Origin of the sequence: Flavobacterium silvaticum, assembly GCF_012911565.1 — a bacterium.
In the GTDB taxonomy this organism is placed as follows: Bacteria; Bacteroidota; Bacteroidia; order Flavobacteriales; family Flavobacteriaceae; genus Flavobacterium; species Flavobacterium silvaticum.
This window is the reverse complement of record NZ_JAAMPU010000093.1, coordinates 1-20,951: the sequence shown is the minus strand read 5'-3', so window position 1 is coordinate 20,951 and position 20,951 is coordinate 1. Positions and strand designations below refer to the sequence as shown.

At 44.2% G+C, this 20,951-nt stretch carries 18 protein-coding genes; 8 read left to right on the top strand and 10 right to left on the bottom strand.

What is annotated here, in order from left to right:
- Window position 1 precedes the first annotated feature (1 nt).
- The 4 genes from G6047_RS01070 to G6047_RS01055 all read right to left on the bottom strand — a co-directional run bounded on the left by G6047_RS01070 (window position 2) and on the right by G6047_RS01055 (window position 4,585).
- On the bottom strand, window positions 2–1,003 hold the full coding sequence (locus tag G6047_RS01070) for a vWA domain-containing protein (RefSeq protein WP_169525620.1): 1,002 nt from the start codon (window positions 1,001–1,003) through the stop codon (window positions 2–4).
- Window positions 1,003–2,628: a hypothetical protein gene (locus tag G6047_RS01065; protein WP_169525571.1), complete on the bottom strand. Its 1,626-nt coding sequence runs from the start codon at window positions 2,626–2,628 to the stop codon at window positions 1,003–1,005. The genes G6047_RS01070 and G6047_RS01065 overlap by 1 nt, the downstream gene beginning before the upstream one ends.
- 4 nt (window positions 2,629–2,632) lie before the next feature.
- Window positions 2,633–3,496, bottom strand: a complete 864-nt coding sequence (locus tag G6047_RS01060; protein ID WP_169525569.1) for a DUF58 domain-containing protein — start codon at window positions 3,494–3,496, stop codon at window positions 2,633–2,635.
- An 84-nt stretch (window positions 3,497–3,580) separates the two neighbouring features.
- Entirely contained in the window at window positions 3,581–4,585 is a 1,005-nt protein-coding gene (locus G6047_RS01055) for an AAA family ATPase (RefSeq protein WP_169525567.1), read from the bottom strand.
- A gap of 155 nt (window positions 4,586–4,740) precedes the next feature.
- On the opposite strand from G6047_RS01055, the gene G6047_RS01050 reads away from it, so the two are divergent.
- The 4 genes from G6047_RS01050 (at window position 4,741) to G6047_RS01035 (ending at window position 8,667) form a co-directional block, all read left to right on the top strand.
- Entirely contained in the window at window positions 4,741–5,613 is an 873-nt protein-coding gene (locus G6047_RS01050; RefSeq protein WP_169525618.1) for an aldo/keto reductase, read from the top strand.
- Between the two features lie 99 nt (window positions 5,614–5,712).
- Entirely contained in the window at window positions 5,713–6,462 is a 750-nt protein-coding gene (locus G6047_RS01045) for an SDR family NAD(P)-dependent oxidoreductase (RefSeq protein ID WP_169525565.1), read from the top strand.
- Between the two features lie 278 nt (window positions 6,463–6,740).
- Window positions 6,741–7,886, top strand: a complete 1,146-nt coding sequence (locus tag G6047_RS01040; RefSeq protein ID WP_169525563.1) for an ATP-binding protein — start codon at window positions 6,741–6,743, stop codon at window positions 7,884–7,886.
- 58 nt (window positions 7,887–7,944) lie between these two features.
- Window positions 7,945–8,667, top strand: a complete 723-nt coding sequence (locus tag G6047_RS01035) for a metallophosphoesterase family protein (protein ID WP_169525561.1) — start codon at window positions 7,945–7,947, stop codon at window positions 8,665–8,667.
- Window positions 8,668–8,735: 68 nt separating this feature from the next.
- On the opposite strand, the gene G6047_RS01030 is transcribed toward G6047_RS01035, so the two are convergent.
- A complete protein-coding gene (locus G6047_RS01030) occupies window positions 8,736–9,602 on the bottom strand; it encodes a DUF6515 family protein (protein WP_169525559.1) in 867 nt (288 codons plus the stop codon).
- 311 nt (window positions 9,603–9,913) lie between these two features.
- Between G6047_RS01030 and G6047_RS01025 the strand changes: the two genes are divergently transcribed.
- Window positions 9,914–10,429, top strand: coding sequence for a DUF3575 domain-containing protein (locus tag G6047_RS01025; protein ID WP_169525557.1), 516 nt, complete (start codon window positions 9,914–9,916; stop codon window positions 10,427–10,429).
- A gap of 30 nt (window positions 10,430–10,459) precedes the next feature.
- Here G6047_RS01025 and G6047_RS01020 read toward each other — a convergent pair whose 3' ends face one another.
- From G6047_RS01020 to G6047_RS01005, 4 genes are all read right to left on the bottom strand, one after another.
- Window positions 10,460–10,843, bottom strand: a complete 384-nt coding sequence (locus G6047_RS01020; protein ID WP_169525555.1) for a peptidase associated/transthyretin-like domain-containing protein — start codon at window positions 10,841–10,843, stop codon at window positions 10,460–10,462.
- An 11-nt stretch (window positions 10,844–10,854) separates the two neighbouring features.
- On the bottom strand, window positions 10,855–12,408 hold the full coding sequence (gene amaB, locus G6047_RS01015) for an L-piperidine-6-carboxylate dehydrogenase (RefSeq protein ID WP_169525553.1): 1,554 nt from the start codon (window positions 12,406–12,408) through the stop codon (window positions 10,855–10,857).
- Between the two features lie 301 nt (window positions 12,409–12,709).
- Window positions 12,710–13,243 (bottom strand): 3-hydroxyanthranilate 3,4-dioxygenase, encoded by a 534-nt coding sequence (locus tag G6047_RS01010; protein ID WP_169525552.1) that lies wholly within the window; start codon window positions 13,241–13,243, stop codon window positions 12,710–12,712.
- A 180-nt stretch (window positions 13,244–13,423) separates the two neighbouring features.
- Window positions 13,424–14,524, bottom strand: a complete 1,101-nt coding sequence (locus G6047_RS01005) for an endonuclease/exonuclease/phosphatase family protein (RefSeq protein WP_169525550.1) — start codon at window positions 14,522–14,524, stop codon at window positions 13,424–13,426.
- 136 nt (window positions 14,525–14,660) lie between these two features.
- On the opposite strand from G6047_RS01005, the gene G6047_RS01000 reads away from it, so the two are divergent.
- The 3 genes from G6047_RS01000 to G6047_RS00990 are packed head-to-tail and all read left to right on the top strand — an operon-like array spanning window position 14,661 to window position 19,568.
- Window positions 14,661–17,483: a TonB-dependent receptor gene (locus tag G6047_RS01000; protein ID WP_169525548.1), complete on the top strand. Its 2,823-nt coding sequence runs from the start codon at window positions 14,661–14,663 to the stop codon at window positions 17,481–17,483.
- 11 nt (window positions 17,484–17,494) lie between these two features.
- Window positions 17,495–18,127 (top strand): choice-of-anchor J domain-containing protein, encoded by a 633-nt coding sequence (locus G6047_RS00995; protein ID WP_169525546.1) that lies wholly within the window; start codon window positions 17,495–17,497, stop codon window positions 18,125–18,127.
- Between the two features lie 10 nt (window positions 18,128–18,137).
- Complete coding sequence (locus G6047_RS00990) at window positions 18,138–19,568, top strand: DUF5689 domain-containing protein (protein WP_169525544.1); 1,431 nt, start codon at window positions 18,138–18,140, stop codon at window positions 19,566–19,568.
- A gap of 837 nt (window positions 19,569–20,405) precedes the next feature.
- Here G6047_RS00990 and G6047_RS00985 read toward each other — a convergent pair.
- Window positions 20,406–20,789: a heavy-metal-associated domain-containing protein gene (locus tag G6047_RS00985; protein ID WP_169525542.1), complete on the bottom strand. Its 384-nt coding sequence runs from the start codon at window positions 20,787–20,789 to the stop codon at window positions 20,406–20,408.
- Window positions 20,790–20,951 lie beyond the last annotated feature (162 nt).

Sequence of the window (20,951 nt, the reverse complement as noted above, 5' to 3'; positions counted from 1 at the left end):
GCTAGATAAAACTTCTGAATAAGGTATTTCTGAGTCCGGCTTCGGCTAGCAAAAGCACCAAAGCACCGATAACAAAGGGGCGGAAACGTTCATCGTAATCATAGAATTTGAGTTCTTCGATCTCGGTGGTTTCGAGTTTGTTGATATCGTCATAAATCTTTTCAAGGCTGTTCTTGCTCGTGGCCCTAAAGTATTTTCCGCCGGTTTTGGTGGCGATGCTTCTCATGAGTTGCTCATCGATTTCTACCGGCATCATGCGGAACAACAGGCTTCCATTTGGCGCGTAGGCATATGGTGATTCGGCCATTCCTTTGGATCCGATTCCAATCGTGTATACTTTGATTCCGTGCTCTCTCGCGATATCGGCGGCAGTTTCAGGTTCGATGAAACCGGCGTTGTTGACACCGTCGGTCATCAGGATGATGATCTTGCTTTTGGCTTTGGATTCCTTGAGACGATTGATCGCTGTTCCAAGTCCCATCCCAATTCCGGTTCCGTCCTGAAGCACATTGTCATATTTGATGCTCTCGATAGCTTGTTCGACGACAGCTTTGTCAGAAGTCACCGGTGTTTTTGTGTAAGCTTCGGCAGCGTAAACCACAAGCCCGATACGGTCGTTCGGGCGCGCCTCGACGAAATCTTTGGCTACGTCCTTTAGCGCTTCCATACGGTTCGGTTTCAGGTCTTTTGCAAGCATCGAACCTGAAACATCGACCGCCATGACGATATCGATTCCTTTTGTGGTTTTGGTCTTGCTGCTCACATCGACGGTTCTGGGACGCGCCATGGCTACAATTATAAAAGCTAGTGCCAAAATCCGCATCGCAAAAAGAGCCGGTCTCAGTTTTCCAAGAATCGATGTTCCGGTCTTGAAACCTTTGAGTGTTCCCATTTTGAGTGTAGCCGATTGCTGCTTCCGCTTCCAGACATACCAACCGATCAATACAGGAAGTATCAGCAACAGCCAGAAAAATCCGGGGTTCATAAAAGTCACGCCATCCATCATTGTGAGACTGTTTTAAGTTCGACGGAATTCAGGACTCGGTCGGAAATCTGCTTGGCATATTCGTCGCCTTCCGGATAGATCAATGTGATTAACTGCAAACCGTTTTGTTGCCCGAACAGCAGCATTTCGTAATAATATTTGGCGCTTGAACGGCTTCCGGAATCTATCCTTGAGAAAGTCCCGTAGGCTTTTCGTCCGTTGACACCTTCTTTGGTATCATACGTTTCCTGCTTGATGAGCATATTCTGCGCACCTTGTTTTTCCAGGACACTGATGGCGGCATCCATTGCTTTTTCAAGGTCAACCTGTTGTTCGCCTTTGTAGGTATTGGTCGATACGCCAATGTAAAAATCGCCCGTAACAGAACCATATCCGAACATTTGGAATTCTTTCATAAGCGCCATCACATCTTTTGGCAAGACCGTATCGGCATTTGTCCGAACGAGGACTTTTGGTGTTTCGATAATAACCGATGGATTTCCGTATTCGCTTTTGACCCATTCGCCTTCAAGCAGATACAAGGTTTGTTTTCCGGTTATGGCATCGACCGTGTGACGGAAGCCATTTTTTATGACGAAATAGGTTCCGGTAGCAAGCAGCAAAAACAGTACGGATGCAACCGAAATCATAATGCGTTTGCGGCGTTTCTGCTTCATCAATTTCTGGCGTTGCAATTCGCGGAAAGCTTCGGAATCATCTTCTTCAACTTCTGTTGGAACCGATTTATCGATGGTTACGATTACGCGTTCTATTTTATTGCGGTCTTCGGCAATCTCAAAATCCAGCGGACGCGACTTGGCGAATTTCACTAAATCTGCCTGTTTCAATACGCGTTCGAGATTTTCAAACGTTTCCTGTGCAATCGGCATGTTTTTTTGTGAAGCGGCCGAACGAAGCGCGACGATCAATTCACTTGTAGTACTTTCCATCGCAGGAATATGGACGACTTCTTCAATGTACGTCCGGGCAATATCAGTCAGTTGGCTGTAATAATCTTTGACTTCCCCTTTTTGCCAAAGCTCTTTCTTTTCTAGGTTAGATAATAATGTTGTCGCTTTTTCAATCGGTGTTTTGAAAATTTCCTGCTCGGTTTGTTTTTGCTGTGCCTTTTTTACGAGGAAATAAACCACTGCTCCACCGGCGGCACAAAGCAGGATTCCCAGAACAATCCAAATCCAGAACATCGTACCGTGTGAGGAATCATCCTGCGCAATCGGCTTGATATCGAACATTTTTTGCTTGATCGTATCGACTTTTACCGGCGAAACCTCAACGCGCAGACTGTCAGAAAGAAATGGCTTCTTATTGATGATGACCTTAAGTTGTGGAATGGTGTACGCTCCGGAATCAAAATTGGCCAAGCCATATCGTTTGATCAGTTCGTAGCGATTGTCTTTTTTGACCGTATCGACAACATAATTGCGGATGACTTCCATGGGCCCGAAATTCGTTCCGGACGGGAAAACCACCTGCGATAACGTGTCGACATTGGTACGAAGCGTCAGGTTGAACTGTGCGCCTATTTTATTTTTGGTCGTATCGATGCTGGTTTCAACCTTATGCTGGGCAAAACCCATGGTTGTCAGTAGCAATAATACGTATGTGAAGTTCTTCATTTTCATTGGATCAGCGCGATTTGAAATAACCGAGCAGTTTGGTCACGTAGCTTTCGCCAACCCGTGTCGAAACTACACCTGCGCCACATTTACTGAACGTTTCTTTGAAATATTTCAGGTTTTCCTGATAATACTTTTCGTATCCGAGACGAACTGACTTTGAACCGGTGTTCACCAATCGCTGTTCCCCTGTTTCCGCGTCGAGCATCGGAACCATTCCTAAATTCGGGATCGATTCATCTCGCACATCGTAAACCCGGATTCCGGTGATGTCGTGTTTTTTTGAAGCGATCTTGAGTGTGTGTTCGTATGAATCGGCCATGAAATCTGAAATCAGGAAAACGATGGCTTTTTTCTTTTGGGTGCCGGACAGGAATTTGAGTGCCTGGGAAATATCGGTCTTGCGGCTTTTGGGCTTGTATTCGATAAGTTCACGGATGATGCGAAGCACGTGCGATTTTCCTTTTTTGGGCGGAATGTATAATTCGATCTGGTCCGAAAATAAGATCAACCCAATCTTGTCGTTGTTCTGTGTAGCCGAAAATGCCATGGTCGCGGCAATTTCCGTAACGATTTCCTCCTTGAACTGATTCTTGGAACCGAAACTTTCCGAACCCGAAATATCCACCATAAGCATCATGGTCAATTCGCGTTCTTCCTCAAAAACCTTGATGTAGGGCTCGTTGTAGCGCGCGGTCACATTCCAGTCAATCGCGCGCACGTCATCACCGAACTGGTATTGACGCACCTCACTAAAGGTCATACCGCGTCCTTTAAAGGTCGTGTTGTATTCGCCCGAAAAAATGTGGTCGCTGAGCCGCCGCGTCTTGATCTCGATCTTGCGGACTTTCTTGAGAAGTTCTTTGGTATCCATTTTCAGTTTTGAGTATTGAGATTTTAGTATTGAGTTTGGGTAACGTGAACAGTCTTATTACTCAATACTCACTACTCAATACTTTTAAGGCACTTCGACTTCGTTTACGATTTTGTTGATGATATCTACCGATGTCACGTTCTCTGCCTCAGCTTCATACGTAACCCCAATGCGGTGACGCAACACATCATGTACAACGGCGCGCACATCTTCCGGAATCACATAACCGCGACGTTTGATAAAGGCGTAACATTTAGCAGCCGTCGCCAGGTTAATGCTTCCACGAGGCGAAGAACCGAACGAAATAAGCGGCTTCAGGCTTTCCAGTTTGTATTTCTCCGGAAAACGGGTAGCAAAAATAATATCGAGGATGTATTTTTCGATTTTTTCGTCCATATAGACTTCACGGACGGCTTGCTGGGCTTTCAGGATCTGATCGGTAGAAATAACCTGATTCACTTTTTCAAAAGCACCTTTGAGATTTTGTCGGATTACGATGCGCTCGTCTTCCATTTTTGGATAATCGATGACGACTTTAAGCATAAAACGGTCGACCTGTGCTTCCGGAAGCGGATACGTTCCTTCCTGCTCTATCGGGTTTTGGGTCGCCAATACCAGGAACGGTTTTTCGAGTTTGAAAGTCGTATCGCCGATCGTCACCTGTTTTTCCTGCATCGCTTCAAGCAAAGCCGATTGTACTTTTGCCGGAGCACGGTTGATCTCATCTGCCAATACGAAATTTGCGAAAATCGGGCCTTTTTTGATTGAGAATTCGTTCGCCTTGATGTTGTAGATCATGGTTCCGACAACGTCTGCAGGAAGCAAATCCGGCGTGAACTGGATTCGGCTGAAACTCCCATTGACCGCTTGCGATAAGGTATTTATTGCAAGTGTCTTTGCAAGTCCGGGAACGCCTTCGAGGAGTACGTGGCCTTGTCCCAAAAGACCTATGAGCAATCGCTCGGTCATGTGTTTTTGTCCAACGATGACCTTTCCGATCTCGAGGTTCAACAGGTCTATGAATGCGCTTTCGCGTTCGATTTTTTCGTTGATCGCCCTGATGTCCAAGGCGGATGCGGTTTCTTCCATTTTTCGTTAAATGAGTGTTGGGTGAAAAGACAGCGCAAATTGAAAATTTAATCTTTTTAACAATGTTAACGCTCCGTTAAAATACCTTTGAAACCCTTGTCGTTAAGGATGATTTGTGATTTGGTTTTTATATTTTTAAGACCTTAAAAGATTATCTGTTGAAAACTACGCTTTCGCCCATCATTTCCGGTACAATGAACTGGGGTGCATGGGACAAAAAACTCAATACCGAAGAGATGTCGCATATGATCCATATGTTTCTCGAAAACGGTATCTCGACCTTTGACCACGCTGATATTTATGGCGGTTACACCACCGAAGCTGAATTCGGTCATGGCTTCAAAAAGAGCCGCATCGCTCGTGAAAAGATCCAGCTGATTTCCAAATGCGGCATCAAGCACATCACCGGCGACCGCAATTATCGCATCAAGCATTACGATTATTCAAAGGAATACATCATTTGGTCCGTTGAAAATTCATTAAAGAACCTTCAGACCGAATATCTCGACGTGTTGCTTTTGCATCGTCCAAGTCCTTTGATGGTTGCAGATGAAATTGCCGAAGCCGTCACCAAACTAAAATCAGAAGGAAAACTCATCGATTTCGGGCTTTCGAATTTTACGCCTTCGCAAACTGATCTGATCCGCCAGAAAATTGAGGTCGATTACAACCAAATCCAGTTTTCGGCGACGCATTATTTCCCAATGCTCGACGGTTCGCTAGATCATATGCAGGTCAATGGAATACGGCCGATGGCTTGGAATCCGCTGGGAAATGTGTTCCGCGAAGATTCGGAACAGACGCGTTGGTTAAAGAAACTTCTGGCTTCATTGGTAGAAAAATATGGTGTCGGTTCAGATTTAATCCTGCTTGCTTGGGTATTGCAACATCCGGCCAAAATACTTCCGATAGCCGGAACCGTGAATTCAGGACGTGTGCAGCAATTAATGAAAGCGACAACATTGCAACTTGAATTGGAAGACTGGTTTGCAATATGGAGCGAAAGCATGGGCGATAAAGTGCCTTAATATAGATGAAAGTCGGAAAGACGAAAGATGAAGGACTACAATATTGTGAATTTGACTTCCTTCGTGATTCGTGTTTAGTCATTTGTCATTAATCAAAAAATGAAAACAGTACTCATTACAGGCGCAACAAGCGGAATAGGAAAGGCGACGGCCCGTGTTTTTGCACGGAATAATTTCAAGGTGATTATTTGCGGACGACGTGAAGATCGATTGGCTGAATTGCGGGAAGAACTTTCGGCACAAACCGAGGTACATACGTTGCTTTTTGATGTTTCCGATAAGAAAAAAGCAGCAGAAGCGATTGCATCTTTGCCCGTTGATTTCGCAACTATAGATGTGCTGATCAACAACGCCGGAAACGCTCACGGACTCGATCCGATCCAGACCGGCGATACAGACGATTGGGATGCGATGATTGACATTAATGTAAAAGGCTTGCTCTATGTTTCAAAAGCGGTGATTCCGGGAATGGTCGACAGAAGAAGCGGACACATCATAAACATAGGTTCGATTGCCGGAAAGGAAGTTTATACGAATGGAAATGTGTATTGTGCCACGAAGCACGCCGTAGATGCACTAACGAAAGGCATGTTGCTCGATTTGAATCCGTATGGAATCAAGGTCGGCGCGGTGCATCCGGGAATGGTTGAAACGGAATTTTCCGAGGTTCGGTTCAAAGGCGATTCGGAGCGTGCGGCGAATGTGTATAAAGGTTTGCATGCACTTTCTGCCGATGATGTGGCCGATGTGATCTATTTTGTGGTTTCAAGGCCGTACCATATCAATATTTCTGATTTGGTCGTTTTACCGACGGCCCAAGCAAGTGCGACTGTCGTTAAAAGAAATTGATTCCGGACGTTGTTTCGGAATTTTTTTTTTGCCCGATTGACACTGAAAGTTACAATTGAAAAAGTGGCCTAGCCCAGATTGAAGCGGAAATCCCGGAATTAGGAAAAACGCATTTTACCGTTTGAAAAAGCGACCAACGGAAGCTCTTTTCAAACCGATGTAAAATGGTTTTTGCGAATGAGGAATTTTCTCATTGGATAATATTTTTAATAGGAATTCGAACAATTCGCTTTGCTCGGGTGAAGAAGAAAGCGGGAGAATTGCTTCAAATAATTACTATGATTAACAAACGCCTATTAATCAAAAACCTGCTCGCCCACAATGACGAGAGCAGTTTTTATGACAAGAAGCGGCAGTTGAATTTACATACCAAAGAAGGCAAGGCGAAATTCCTCAAACACATTTGCGCGTTGTCGAATTCGAATCCGGGGAACAATTCTTATATCGTGGTTGGGGTTGAAGATCAGGAAAACACCATTGTGGGTGATGATTTTTTCGATGACAGCAGAATCCAGAATCTCGTGAACGCGTTCCTCGAAAACCCACCGCGGATTCTGTATGAAAACGTTCCGTTCCCGAATTTGCCTAAAGACCGCGTCGTGGGTTTGGTTACGATCCGGCCAAAAACAAAGGTTTCGCGTTTTAAAAAGAACATTTACACCATTCCGATGAATTCGGTTTTTATGCGTGTCGGGAGCAATTCGATGCCAGTAGATGTTGACTTTGAGAAAAATTTCCAGAACACGCAAACGGTCATCGACATCGAAAACAGTTCGCGCAACAGCATTGAATATACGCTGGACGGCGTCATAGATTTCATGAACAACCGACATCCGGACATTGGCCCGAATTACAAGGTTTTCAAGGAGCTTTTCGTGATTTGCTGGGCTGGGATCAAACGTCGGGTTCGCGATAAAAGTTTTCTTTCGCGGGTTGATATTGAGCTGATCAACGAACAGGTAAAACTTTTTTATTCGGCTTTGGACGATGTGACAATCGAGTTCGATGACGATTCGTTTACGATTACTGAATATGTGCCGCTCGGCCTCAACGACAAGACGAGTTATTATCCGTTAGAGACGCAGAAGATCCGGTTTTACGACAACGGCTATTATAAGATCGACCGCGAATTTTTGTTTGAGCCGCCTCAGTTCAACCGCAAGATGCTGCATCATGTGTACAATTCGAATCTGTCACTGATCGATAAGATGCAGAAAGGGATTGAATTGTCTCCACGTGAAAAGCGCGACATACAGAATTTGCCGTCAACATTGATGATTTGTTATTTGAACGGATTCGATGAGGCAAGGCAGAAATTGATCGATGCCAAATCGGTTTTGAAAACACAGCCGAATCCGTCGGTTTACCTTTCATTCAAGGAAGCGATGCGGGTTTTGCGAAAGATGAAATATGATGTGGGTTAATTACTCCCTAACTATAAAAAAGCAGCAGACTTTGCACGGTTTTGCTTAGATTAGAAGTATGCGGAAATTTGTTATTGGCGACATACACGGCGGCCTGCGGGCTTTGAAACAGGTTCTTGAAAGAGCGGATGTTACAATTGAAGACCAACTTATTTTTCTTGGGGATTATGTAGACGGCTGGAGCGAATCGCCTCAGGTCATTGACTTTTTGATCGAACTGTCACAGCGACAAGACTGTATTTTCCTTCGCGGAAACCATGATGAATTGCTTTTGGATTGGCTCAACGGAAAAGACAACGAATTGTGGCATCAGCACGGTGGAGAAAGCACCATTGAAGGATATTCGAAATTGTCATCTGTACACAAACAGAAACATATCGCGTTTTTAGAATCGCTGCGTAATTACTTTCTTGATGATAAGAACAGATTATTCGTCCATGCCGGTTTCACCAATCTGCACGGAGTTTCCCATGAACATTTCCCAAAAATGCTGTATTGGGAACGCACGCTTTGGGAAACGGCTTTGGCATTGGATCCGAAACTTTCCGCTGCCGATGTTACATACCCTAAACGATTCAAAGTCTATCGCGAAGTTTTCATAGGGCATACGCCTGTGACGCGAATCGGGGAAAACACACCTCAAAACCGCGCGAATATCTGGAACATCGATACTGGCGCGGCATTTAAGGGAAAACTGAGCATTCTGGATATAGATACCAAATCGTATTGGCAGAGTGATGTGCTACCGGAATTGTATCCGGGCGAAAAAGGACGCAACTGATTTTCTCAAACATTCAAAAACAAAAAAGCCACCTTTCGGCAGCTTTCCTGGTTATGGACAGTATTTAATTATTTTTTTTCGTCTTCCTGCTCAACCTGCACTACTTCATACATGTTTTTGCCGTCTTTTTCTATGGGCTGGTAATAGGTTTCACCAAGTTTGACATAGGTTTGATCGCCGATTTTTTCCTCGGTTGCGCCTTCCGGAAGATTTTCCACCAGGGTTCCGGCTGTAGGCGGTACTACGGTATATCCGCCATCTGATTTTTCATAGAATGTGCCACCGTAATAATAGTTGTTGGTGGTTTCATTGACCACGACCGTCTGGGAACTTTCGGGTAATGTTGTAATGGTAGCGCCTACCGGTGCCTCCACAACCGTATAACCTCCGTTGCCAGCTACATAGTACACGCCGTGATCGTAGTGATAGTGATGGTTGTGTATGCTGACGATTATAGCTGTAGTAGCCAATGTAGTTACAAAAAAGCCCCACGGATGCCAAACCGGTCCCCAATAATACGGGCGATAGGGATGATAGTGGTACGGATGGTATGCGTAATATCGATGGCCTCCATAAATATGAGGCGGTCTGCTGTAAACTCTGGTATTGCGCCGAACGACCGTGCGGTTGTTGTTGACCTGGATGTTCTTGCTTCTGTCCACGTTGACATTGACATTTCTCTTGCTCTTGTCGACGCTTACCTTGTTGTTGCCTCTGTTTGAAACAGAAGTCCTGTTACTTTTATCTGTGCGGTTCACCGTAGCTTTTTTAGGAGATGAAACCTTGTTCCTGCTACTCACATTTTTCGAGGCCCTGTTGTGTGAAGCACTGCCACCGCGCCTGTTTTGGGAAAACCCATCGAAAGAAGAACTTAAAAGAACCAGACAAAAAATAACGCTCAGCAAGAAATGGAGCTTTTTGGGAATTACATTCATGATTTTCTTTATTAGTTGGACATTTTTACAAGGACAGGTTTTCTATGGAAAAGGTTTATTCGCTTTAAACAGATTCCTTTAAATTCAGAAATTTCCAAAAAAATAGGATTCGGCACCATCATTTTGATTTTGCTTGCTGATTCAGGCGCGAATGACTGAGGATTGTCAATGGAAAAATACACCCGAAATTCCAAAACTACAAAAAAATAACATCTGGAAACACCGTGGGAATTTAGAAGCTGATAAACTGTCGGCATCTGCCTGGAACAATAGTTTTTTGATACTTTTGCCTTCGAAAACATATTTCCCTGATGAAAAAAACACTTTTTTTTAGCCTGTTCCTGATTACGTTAGGAACGTATGCCCAATCCAAACACGAAGTCAAATGGAATATTGCGAACACGATCGCCTTTGCTTCCGCAGAAATAGGATATGAATATCTATTCGATGAAAATCAATCCGTCGGCGCCGAACTCCTCATCAACGACACCTATAATTTAAGCATCGGCAGACAGGTAAAAGATTTCAATACCAACAGTTTTCAACTCACATACAGCTATTATGTTAACGGACACAACAGCAGCTTCGTGATTTCTCCTATGCTGAAATTCCGCACCGGAGATTACCAAAAAACCGCGTCTGACCCAAAAATCGACATGGACAGCTTTATTCTCGGAATCCAGATGGGTTATAAGTGGATCCTGAATGACAAATTCACGTTTGGCCCATACGGAAGCATTGGCCGCAACTTTAGTGACAAAGTCAATGACGAATTTGACACAGCCGTTGAATTCCACGCCGGCTTCGGAATCGGATATCGTTTTTAAAAAAAATCCCGGCCAATCGACCGGGATTTTTTATTGAGGTTGTAACTGTATGTTGATGAATTGTGGAATCACGTGGCACGAATTCGCCGTCACCACAACAGGATCAGATACGTATGTTTCATATCCAGATTTCGTTACCGTAATAACATATGTTCCGGTGCGTTCCAAAGCACCAATATACGTTGGCGGATCACTTTGAGGCGCCACTCCCAACAAATCGGAATAGGTGCCGTCCTGTACGGAAACATTCATCTGGGAATAAAAATACACACCGGTTTCCGCATCCTGAACCTGGATATTCAATCCGTAAGCTGCTACCTGTGAACATGGTTCCGATAAATTATCATCGTCATCCTCACACATAGATGCCAGCAAAAGCGGCGTACAAAACAAAAGCAGGATCAGTTTTTTCATAGCTTGGGAGTTTACAGGTCGAATTTTATTCCTTGCGCCAACGGCAGTTTCGTTGTGTAATTGATGGTATTGGTTTGTCTTCTCATATAGACTTTCCACGCATCGGAGCCAGATTCGCGTCCGCCGCCGGTTTCTTTTTCCCCACCAAAAGCACCACCAATTTCAGCACCAGATGTTCCGATGTTTACATTCGCGATACCGCAATCTGAACCTTCGGCAGAAAGAAAACGTTCCGCTTCACGCAAATTATTGGTCATGATGGCAGATGAAAGCCCTTGAGCGACTCCATTCTGCTGATCGATGGCATTTTCAACACCGCCAGAATATTTGAGCAGATACAGAATTGGAGCGAATGTCTCGTGCTGGACAATTTCAAGTTCGTTCGATGCTTCGGCAATGGCAGGTTTTACATAACAACCACTTTCATAGCCTTCGCCCGAAAGTACGCCGCCTTCGACAAGCAGTTTTCCACCTTGTGCCTTTATCTTTTCGATGGCTTCCGAATACATACGGACAGCATCTGTATCGATTAGTGGCCCAACATGATTATTCTGGTCAAGGGGATTTCCGATTCTCAATTGTCCATAAGCAGAAACGATAGCTTCTTTCACCTGGTCGTACATGCTTTCGTGGATGATAAGACGACGTGTTGATGTACAACGTTGTCCCGCAGTTCCGACAGCTCCGAAAACGGCACCGATAACGGTCATTTTGATATCGGCATCCGGCGTTACGATGATGGCATTGTTTCCTCCGAGTTCAAGCAATGATTTGCCAAGGCGGGCCGCAACAGTTTGAGCGACGATCTTACCCATTCGTGTTGATCCGGTTGCGGAAATCAACGGGATACGCGTATCTGATGCGATCAAATGACCAATTTCATGGTTTCCGTTTACCAGACAGCAAATGCCTTCCGGTAGCTTATTTTCTTTTAAGACCTGTGCGATGATGTTCTGGCAGGCGATTCCGCAAAGTGGTGTTTTTTCAGATGGTTTCCAGATGCAGACATCCCCGCAAATCCAGGCTAAAGCCGTATTCCAGGCCCAAACGGCAACCGGAAAGTTAAACGCGGAAATAATCCCGACGATGCCAAGCGGATGATATTGCTCATACATTCTGTGGCCAGGACGTTCGCTGTGCATGGTCAAACCGTAAAGCTGCCGCGACAATCCGACCGCAAAATCACAGATATCGATCATTTCCTGGACTTCTCCGTAACCTTCCTGCAACGATTTTCCCATTTCATAGGAAACCAATTTGCCAAGAGCTTCTTTGTTCTCGCGAAGCTTTTCACCGAATTGTCTCACGATTTCACCGCGTTGCGGAGCCGGCATGGTTCGGAACGTTTTGAATGCTTCCTGCGCCGCTGTGATTGCCTTTTGGTAATCGTCAGGCGTTGACATTTTTACTTTGGCGATTAGCTGGCCGTCAACCGGCGAATAGCTTTCGAGTAATGCCCCAGATGCGAAACTGTTGTTTCCCGTAGAGGTTCCGTTGTTGATTTCCTGAATTCCGAGTTGTTCGAGAGCGGCTGCGATGCCGAAGTTGTCGATGGCTGTTTCCATGGATTTTATTTTATCATTGTTCCGTTTGGCCTTGTGGCCTTTGGTGGTGCAAATATATCGTTTTAGTTGGTTTCGATTTTTGGATCGCTGGATTTTTGGACTCCGGGAAATTTAGAATTTTGATTCAACGCTGGAAAACTCCTTCTTTGGGAGTTGGAACCTAGCCCCGATGCGAGCGGTTAGCCTTTGCCGATAGCGCCGCTGATTTTGCGTGGCTCAGGCAGCGACTACCAGAAGCTCGCCTGAGCCACGGCAAAATCGTGGTGGTGAGGTAAAGCTAAAAGCGGGCAGCGGGATCTTGCTACTTCATATATTTAGGATCTGACTCCATCACTGTTCCGCAGTTGTCACAGGTGCGAAGTTCTTCCGAATTATAAAAGTGCTGGTAATGCGGCAAAAAATCCTTTTCGATGTCGTGCAATTCGAAATAGATATCGTAAAGTTTATGGTTGCAGTTTTCACAAAACCAAAGCAGTCCGTCAGTAAACCCTTTTCCTGCACGGACACGCTCCACGACAAGCCCGATTGAATTTTCGGAACGCACCGGTGAATGCGGTGTTTTTGCCGGATGCAGGTACATATCTCCGGCATTGAGCTCGAATTCGCGTTTTTCGCCTTCGTCCTGGATAAAGACTTTTATCGAACCTTCGAGCTGGTAGAAAAACTCTTCGGTTTCGTTGTAATGATAGTCTTTACGGGCGTTCGGACCCGCGACGACCATGACAATGTAATCCTGGCTCAGCGGATAGATGTTTTTGTTCCCGACCGGCGGTTTTAACAAGTGCCGGTTTTCTGAAATCCATTTATTGAGGTTGAAAGGTGGTGTGACAGGCATAATTACAGGTTAACGTTTAACAGATAACGGTTAACAGTTTTGCTGAACCGTGGATTATAAAGGTAGGGAAAATAGGGTTTGGTATATGAAGAGATTCTCCTTCGTCGAAAATGGTTTTCATTTCAACGAAGGAGCAATCTGACTTCTAATAACCGTTAACTGTTACCTGTTAATTGTTACTTATTTCACCTCCTTGATCAGATACACATAAACCGGGAAGTGGTCACTAAAACCCGGTTCGGCAGTTGAATTCCTAAGCGGATAACCTTTATATTGTCCTGAGGTCTGGATAAGGAATGATTTGTTGAAGATACCTGCTTTCCAATAATGCAATTTATCCGAATCGGCGTTGCACAATCCTTCCGAAACCATGATCTGGTCAAAAATATCACCTGAATCACGGTAGAACAAAGTGGCTTCCCCGTTTTTCTGCATCTGCTCGAACGGGTTGTAAATATCACCTTGCTTCAAATCGTCCTTCTTTAACTTGGCTCCGATTCCCTGCTTGACGCTCTTGTTGTAAGGTCCGTCGTTCAAATCGCCCATAGTAATGATCTTGGCTTTCGGATTGATCTTGAACAAAGAATCCATGATTTTACGGTTCAAACGGCCGGCAGCTTCACGGTATGGACTCGATTTTTTTTCACCGCCGGAACGGGACGGCCAGTGGTTTACGATAACATGAATTTCTTCTCCATCGAGCAAGCCCGTAACAAGCAACTGGTCACGCGTGTAGACACGTTTGTCAACTGTAGAAACGGTGACTTCGGACGGATCGTCGCTTTTATCTTCAGATTCCGTCTTGGCTTTGTAGTCGCTCATGTCGTTATTGATCAAAAGCGGGATATTGATGTAACTCGTTGGTTTGAAATGTTTCTTCTGATACAAAAATCCTACGTCTATTCCGCGTTTGTCGGGCGACGGAAATTCAATTACGCCATAATCTTTTCCAATCATCTGGTAATTTTTGACAAGGTCTTCAAGCACGCCTTTGTTCTCGACTTCGGCACACCCTACGATTACCGGAGATTCTTTTTGTTGGTCATTCGTCCCGATTTGAGGAATGACGCGCCCCAGATTGTCGAGTTTTTTATGATACTTTTTACTGGTCCAACCCCGCGACGGCAAATATTCTTCATCATTATTCGGTTGGTTGATGGTGTCGAACAGATTTTCTAGATTGTAAAAAGCAACGGTATAAACTTTATATTGCTTTTGTGAAAACGACTGAAACGTTGCGAATAAAGCAATTACAACCGTCAAATGGAACTTAATTTTCATAATTGTTCAATGTTATTTTTAGATGAAGTTTTAGCTAAACTTCGGGCCAAAAGTAAATATTTATATGTTTTGCAGTACATTTGCCCGCTTTAAGTTTTTATTAAGACTCTGGCAACGAATTAATTTAAACCCATTTATGAAAAAACTTGTCATTTGCGCGTTGTTCACACTCCAGGCGCTTATCACATTTGCACAGGCTCCGGGTAAGATTTCCGGTAAGATAGTCGATGCAAAAAATCAAAAGCCGTTACAGAACGTAGAAGTATCGGTTTTCAACACCAACCTTTCCCAACTGACTGACATCTCGGGAACGTTCAACATCCCGGACGTAGGTCCCGGCGACCAGATCGTACGCGTCAGGAGTACCGGTTACAAAGACCAGGTCCTTCCGGTAAAAGTGGAATCGGGTAAAGTACTTGATTTGGGAACTCTTGTAATGGAGGAAGATATTACATCTGAACAACAGCTTTCCCTGATCACAATCACGGAAAATGATTTGGGCGATGACAATTCCGGGTCAGACAACACAGCCGGGCTTTTACAGGCCACACGCGATGTATTCCAGCAGGCAGCTGCCTTTAACTGGGGACAGGCTCGTTTTCGCATCCGCGGATACGACAATGAGTATGGAACAACCATGATCAACGGTGTCGTGATGAACAAACTGTATGACGGTCGCCCGCAATGGAGCAACTGGGGTGGTTTGAACGACGCTACACGTAACCAGGAATTCACCATGGGTTCTGCTCCGTCCGATTATACGTTCGGCAGCATACTGGGAACTCAGGAAATAAATACCCGCGCTTCTATTTTCCGTCCCGGGACACGTGTCTCTTTTTCAGGAACGAATACGAACTACAGCTGGAGAGCAATGGGTACACATGCCTCCGGAATGACAAAAGACGGTTGGGCTTATGTAGTTTCCGCTTCACGCCGTTGGGCACAGGAAGGTTATTTTGAAGGTACCGATTACAGTGCAAATTCACTTTTTGCAAGTGTCGAGAAACGTTTCAATGACCATCATTCCCTGAACTTCACAAGTATCTACGCACAGAACAGTCGCGGAAAGAACTCTCCGAATACAGATGAAGTAACCGCTATAGCCGGCGAAAAATATAACTCCTATTGGGGTTGGCAGAACGGCAAAAAACGCAACTCACGCGACAAAGATGTAGCTGAGCCTATCTTAATGCTTTCCCACTACTGGAAATTCAATGAACTGACCAGCTTGCAGACAAACGTAACGTACCAGTCAGGTACTGTAGGAAACAGTCGTCTGGATTACCAGGATGCACGCAACCCGGATCCTACTTATTACAGAAACCTTCCGAGTTATTTCACATCGACTTACTTGAATGGAGTTTTTGTGGGCGACCAATATCCGTACACGACAGGCCTAAACCCTGCAACCGGCGTTGTTGAACCAGGTTATGCACAAAACGCCACGTTTCTGAACAATCGCCAGATTGACTGGAACTTTATGTACAATGCCAACCAGACAACTGAGGACGGCAATTCGGTATATGTGCTTTATGAAGACCGCACCGATGACAAACAATGGACTGCAAACACCATCCTGACTTCCCAATTGTCTGAAAACGTAGGTTTGAATGCCGGAGCCTCTTTCCGCAAATTGAAATCTCACAACTTCCAGAACCTGCTTGATTTGTTGGGTGGCGGATATTACAAGGATATCGATCCGTTCGGAACAGGCGACCAGGAACAATCAGATTTGAACAACCCGAACAGAACTGTACGTGAAGGTGATACTTTTGGTTATAACTACAACCTTATGGCCAATGTTGCCGATGCGTTCACCCAATTCAAATTCGCTTACAAAAAATTCGATTTTTATCTGTCACAGACGTTCACTCGCACGGAATACCAACGTGAAGGATTGTACCGCAACGGTTATTATCCCACTGATTCGTATGGAAAAGGAAAGTCTGTCGTATTTGAGAATTTCGGATTCAAAGGTGGCTTGACCTACAAAATCACAGGTCAGAATTACCTTGTGTTCAACGGTCTGTACATGACCAAGGCGCCAACCATGAGAAATGTTTTCCCTAATGCACGTCTGAACAACTTTATCATGGAAGATGCCATTGATGAAAGAATCCTTAGTACCGATGCGAGTTATGTGGTGCGTACGCCAAAATTCAAGGCGAGACTGACCGGATATTTCTCAAAAATCAAAGATGCTACAGAAACATCCTTCTTCTTTGCAGAAGGAGTTCTGGAGGGAGAAGGATCTGATGCCGATGCATTCGTAGCTGAAACGGTGACCCACCTTGACAAAAAATACATGGGCGGTGAACTTGGTTTGGAATACCAAATCACACCTACTATAAAAATTCTCGGTAGCGCCGCATACGGACAGTACACCTATGACAACAATCCGCTTGTCTATCTGAACCAGGATGCTGCAGCAACACCTGATAACCCTAATCCGCTTATTGCTTACGGAGAGGCAAATATGAAAGATTACAGATTGCCGGGCTCTCCGCAACAAGCCTACTCCATTGGTATCGAATACCGCGATCCGCACTTCTGGTGGATTGGTGCCAACGGAAACTATTTGGGAGACAACTACCTTGATGTTTCCCCGCTTCTAAGGACGCAAAGTTTCTTCCGCGACCCGGCAACAGGTAATTCGTTCATCAATATAAATGATGACCGTGCGCGTCAGTTGCTGCACCAGGAAAAATTCGACAACTTCTTCCTTGTCAACCTCACTGGTGGAAAATCCTGGAGAATCGACAACAAGACTTTCGGCTTCTTTGCCAGCATCAACAACCTGTTGGACGAAACATATAAAACAGGCGGATTCGAACAGGCGCGTAACGCCAATTACCGCGAACTGGATCAGGACGCAAGCAGTGGCACTCCTGTTTTTGGCCCTAAATACTTCTACGGATACGGCAGAACTTATTTCGTTAACTTGTATATCCAATTTTAATAGCTATGAAAATGAAATTGTTTAACCTTTTTGGATTTGCTTTCGCATTGACGCTTGTACTTTCAAGCTGCGTCGGTGACGAGGACACGGTACTTTCCCCATACACACCTACTGTTGTGGGAACTGATTTTGAAGTCGGTTTATATGACAACGACATCCTCGCCGAAAATGACGACCTGTTGGAACAGGCAGGTTGGAGAAATTATGCACAGACTGGTTCTGCTAAATGGCGCAACCAATATTATTCCGGTAATAGTTATGCTGAATTCAGCAGTTATCAATCTGGAGATGCCGTAAATATTGGCTGGCTTATTACACCTCCGATAAACATGGACCTTCACGAAGGAGAAAAATTTGATTTTGACGTTTCACAAAGTTATGTGGTAAATGCGGCCAATTCGCTTCAGGTACTTATCTCTACAAACTACAATGGCACTGACGTAGAAGGCGCCAATTGGCAGCCATTATCGGCAAGTATTCCCGGAACCAGCGCTACGTATTTTGAGTTTCAGGATTCAGGCGTTATCGATCTTTCTTCCTATACCGGTACTATCTACATCGCATTTAAGGTATCAGGCGAAGGTACTTCGACAACCTTGCTTGACGGAAGTTACCAACTGGATAATGTAAGAGTTTACTACTAAAAAATTAATTATGAAATCGAATATATTCAAAATAGGGATTTTACTATTGTCGCTTGGCCTGGCAACAAGCTGCGTCAACAGTGACGAGTATTCCAACCCAAACCTGGATTGCGTTGATCCGGGACTCACCGCCAACAAAACAGTAGCTGCACTTAAAAGTGAAGTGCTGGCCCGCGGTGCCAATGCAACTGTTCCTACACGATACACCACTACTACCAACGACATCATTGAAGGTTATGTCACTTCAAACGACGAAAAAGGTAACTTTTACAAAGTGGTTTATCTTCAGACCAAGCCGACAGATGGCAGCCTCCCAATTGGTTTCAGCCTTCCGCTCGATGTGACCACTTCGTTTGGTGAAGGTTTTTATCCGGGAAGAAAGATATACGTGAAGCTTGAAGGCCTATACACGGCTATGGTTGATGGAATCCTTTCCATTGGCGGCATTTATCAGCCAAATCCTAACGTTGCAGCTGAAATTGGCCGTATCAACGACACAGAATGGAAAAGATATCTTTTCCCAAGTTGTGACGTAGTATCTGAGGCTGAATTGGTGCATCCGGTACCATTTGCTACAGCTTTTGCAGACCAATACCAGGGGCTTCTTATCGATATCCAGAATGTCCAGTTTTCAGACTCGTCTCTTGGCCGTACTTTGTATGACGTAGATTCAGGTGGCGGAGCAACCAACCAGCTTATCGAAAGCGCTACGATTCCACAGACAGGAGGCCAAAAATATATCCGTTTCAGTAGTTTCGCTTCTTTCTACAACCAACCCGTGCCGGAAGGCAGTGGTACCATTCGCGGTGTGCTTACACGTTACCAGAGCGATTTCCAGTTCCTTATCCGTTCGACTTCAGATTTTGATTTGAATGGACCACGTGTAGATGGATTTCCTCCAAAAGTTGGGAACGCCATTGTATATCCTGCAACTTTCAACGAGAACTTTGAAAGCTATGCCACTTCATCGAGCTATGCAGGGATCAACTTCCCTAAATATGTGAACGATCCGGCAATAGGCGGAAGATATTGGGATATACGTACTTTCAGCAGTAACAAGTATGCTTTCATGTCATCTTTCGGCTCAGGCGGTTCAAACAAGTCATATCTGGTTTTCCCGGTAACCATGACTGCCGGCTATAAATTTTCGTTCAAAACCCTTACCGGATATTATAACGGCAATCCTATGAAGGTTTATTATTCTACAGATTATACTCCTGGTGGAATAATGTCCCAGGCGACATTGGTGGATATTTCGAACAATTTTGCTTATTCCGTAGGACCTTCAAACACCTATGCAACATCGTTTACGAATAGTGGTGATTACATCATTCCGGCTACGCTCAGCGGTAATGGATATTTCATTTTTGAATATTCTGGCCAGGACGATACCGGAATTACTACGAACGTCGAGATTGACGATGTCAAACTTGTTCCATAAAAGAATCTGCCCAAAATTGAAAGCCTCCGGATTAAGGAGGCTTTTTTATTGGAACCAATGGCTATGCGTAGTTGCTTTGGGCCATTCTGCCTTCATCTGTGGGAGTTCCGCGTGATTCGTCCAACTTTAGATCAAAGATCATTTACATATTTTTTCCGTACCGTCTTGAGATCCTGAATATTCCTAAGCGGAAGTGGCAGGCAAATTCAATAGGGATTCACTAGGGAAAATGGCAGACATACTATGGATGGGTAAGCTGAACTTTTATTCCGTATTATTTTTATGGGTACTGACCAGAAGTCTGGGACATTGGATTATTGTTTACAGATGTATCGTTTACAAAATTCTGTAAACAGAAAATTAGGAAACGGGAATTTTATGCTGCTGCTTTTTGTCATCTATCGCGGTCAAGGCAGCTATTCACATTCTTGTAATTCTGTGAGTTCATCTTTAATTTTTTTACTTCATAAAGCTTGCCCCTACTTATTAGGATATACTGAACTATCATATTTATAATTATGGATTTCCCGCTCTTTACTTCTTCCCCTTAATATTTTTTCTTCAGATGGGACGGCTTTAGAAATCATCGCATAGACAATTATAAATGCAATCGTTATAAACTTACTCCTGATTATTCTTAGGGTCAATGCTAAAACATTTTGCCATTATCCTTAGTAAAACGAATGGATTTACCCAAGATGAAATTTCAGCGATGACATAATTTATTTTATGTGTCCTGTCCGTTCACATCTGAACTGTTATGTATCACAGAAAAAAGAGCGGGCAAACCATTTTTACAATTTCCATTCTTGCTTTGTCTGCAACAATCCAGCAAAGTCAATCAGGCTTTTTGCAACAGCCGTCAAGATTTTCATAAGCAATAGGATTTGCTTTTACATCATCAGCATCATAACCAAGATCGCTAATCACCTTCTTAATATTTTCGAGATTTGTCTTTTGGCTATTGTAATAAACGGTGAGTGTCATTTTCTTTTCATCCAATTCATACATTCTGACTCCTTTTATAGCAAGTAATTTATCCTGGAAATTCTTGCCGCAGGTTTCGCATTGTTTGCAATGGTCACAAAAAATGGTTGTTTGAATGACCGCTTTGGCATTCTTTGCGGTTTGTCCATATCCGGATACTGCCATAAGCAAGCCCAGAAAAAGCATTAGCGTGTGTTTCATTTGATATCTATTTAGAAATACAACATTAGCCATAAAAATTTATTTGTTCGTTTAAATCGCCTAAATCTATAAATACAAAAAAGCCGGGGATGCCGGCTTTTGTATCAAAGATATGGTATGGGTCATTTCTTCACGATGAGGAACTCCGAACGGCGGTTCTGGGCATGCTGCTCCTCGGTGCAGTTCTCCCCGCAG

Coding starts and splice junctions, on each gene's coding strand:
- G6047_RS01070 (WP_169525620.1), bottom strand. CDS start 1,003: ATGGATGGCGTGACTTTTATGAACCCCGGATTTTTCTGGCTGTTGCTG.
- G6047_RS01065 (WP_169525571.1), bottom strand. CDS start 2,628: ATGAAAATGAAGAACTTCACATACGTATTATTGCTACTGACAACCATG.
- G6047_RS01060 (WP_169525569.1), bottom strand. CDS start 3,496: ATGGATACCAAAGAACTTCTCAAGAAAGTCCGCAAGATCGAGATCAAG.
- G6047_RS01055 (WP_169525567.1), bottom strand. CDS start 4,585: ATGGAAGAAACCGCATCCGCCTTGGACATCAGGGCGATCAACGAAAAA.
- G6047_RS01045 (WP_169525565.1), top strand. CDS start 5,713: ATGAAAACAGTACTCATTACAGGCGCAACAAGCGGAATAGGAAAGGCG.
- G6047_RS01040 (WP_169525563.1), top strand. CDS start 6,741: ATGATTAACAAACGCCTATTAATCAAAAACCTGCTCGCCCACAATGAC.
- G6047_RS01035 (WP_169525561.1), top strand. CDS start 7,945: ATGCGGAAATTTGTTATTGGCGACATACACGGCGGCCTGCGGGCTTTG.
- G6047_RS01030 (WP_169525559.1), bottom strand. CDS start 9,602: ATGAATGTAATTCCCAAAAAGCTCCATTTCTTGCTGAGCGTTATTTTT.
- G6047_RS01025 (WP_169525557.1), top strand. CDS start 9,914: ATGAAAAAAACACTTTTTTTTAGCCTGTTCCTGATTACGTTAGGAACG.
- G6047_RS01020 (WP_169525555.1), bottom strand. CDS start 10,843: ATGAAAAAACTGATCCTGCTTTTGTTTTGTACGCCGCTTTTGCTGGCA.
- amaB (WP_169525553.1), bottom strand. CDS start 12,408: ATGGAAACAGCCATCGACAACTTCGGCATCGCAGCCGCTCTCGAACAA.
- G6047_RS01010 (WP_169525552.1), bottom strand. CDS start 13,243: ATGCCTGTCACACCACCTTTCAACCTCAATAAATGGATTTCAGAAAAC.
- G6047_RS01005 (WP_169525550.1), bottom strand. CDS start 14,524: ATGAAAATTAAGTTCCATTTGACGGTTGTAATTGCTTTATTCGCAACG.
- G6047_RS01000 (WP_169525548.1), top strand. CDS start 14,661: ATGAAAAAACTTGTCATTTGCGCGTTGTTCACACTCCAGGCGCTTATC.
- G6047_RS00995 (WP_169525546.1), top strand. CDS start 17,495: ATGAAATTGTTTAACCTTTTTGGATTTGCTTTCGCATTGACGCTTGTA.
- G6047_RS00990 (WP_169525544.1), top strand. CDS start 18,138: ATGAAATCGAATATATTCAAAATAGGGATTTTACTATTGTCGCTTGGC.
- G6047_RS00985 (WP_169525542.1), bottom strand. CDS start 20,789: ATGGCTAATGTTGTATTTCTAAATAGATATCAAATGAAACACACGCTA.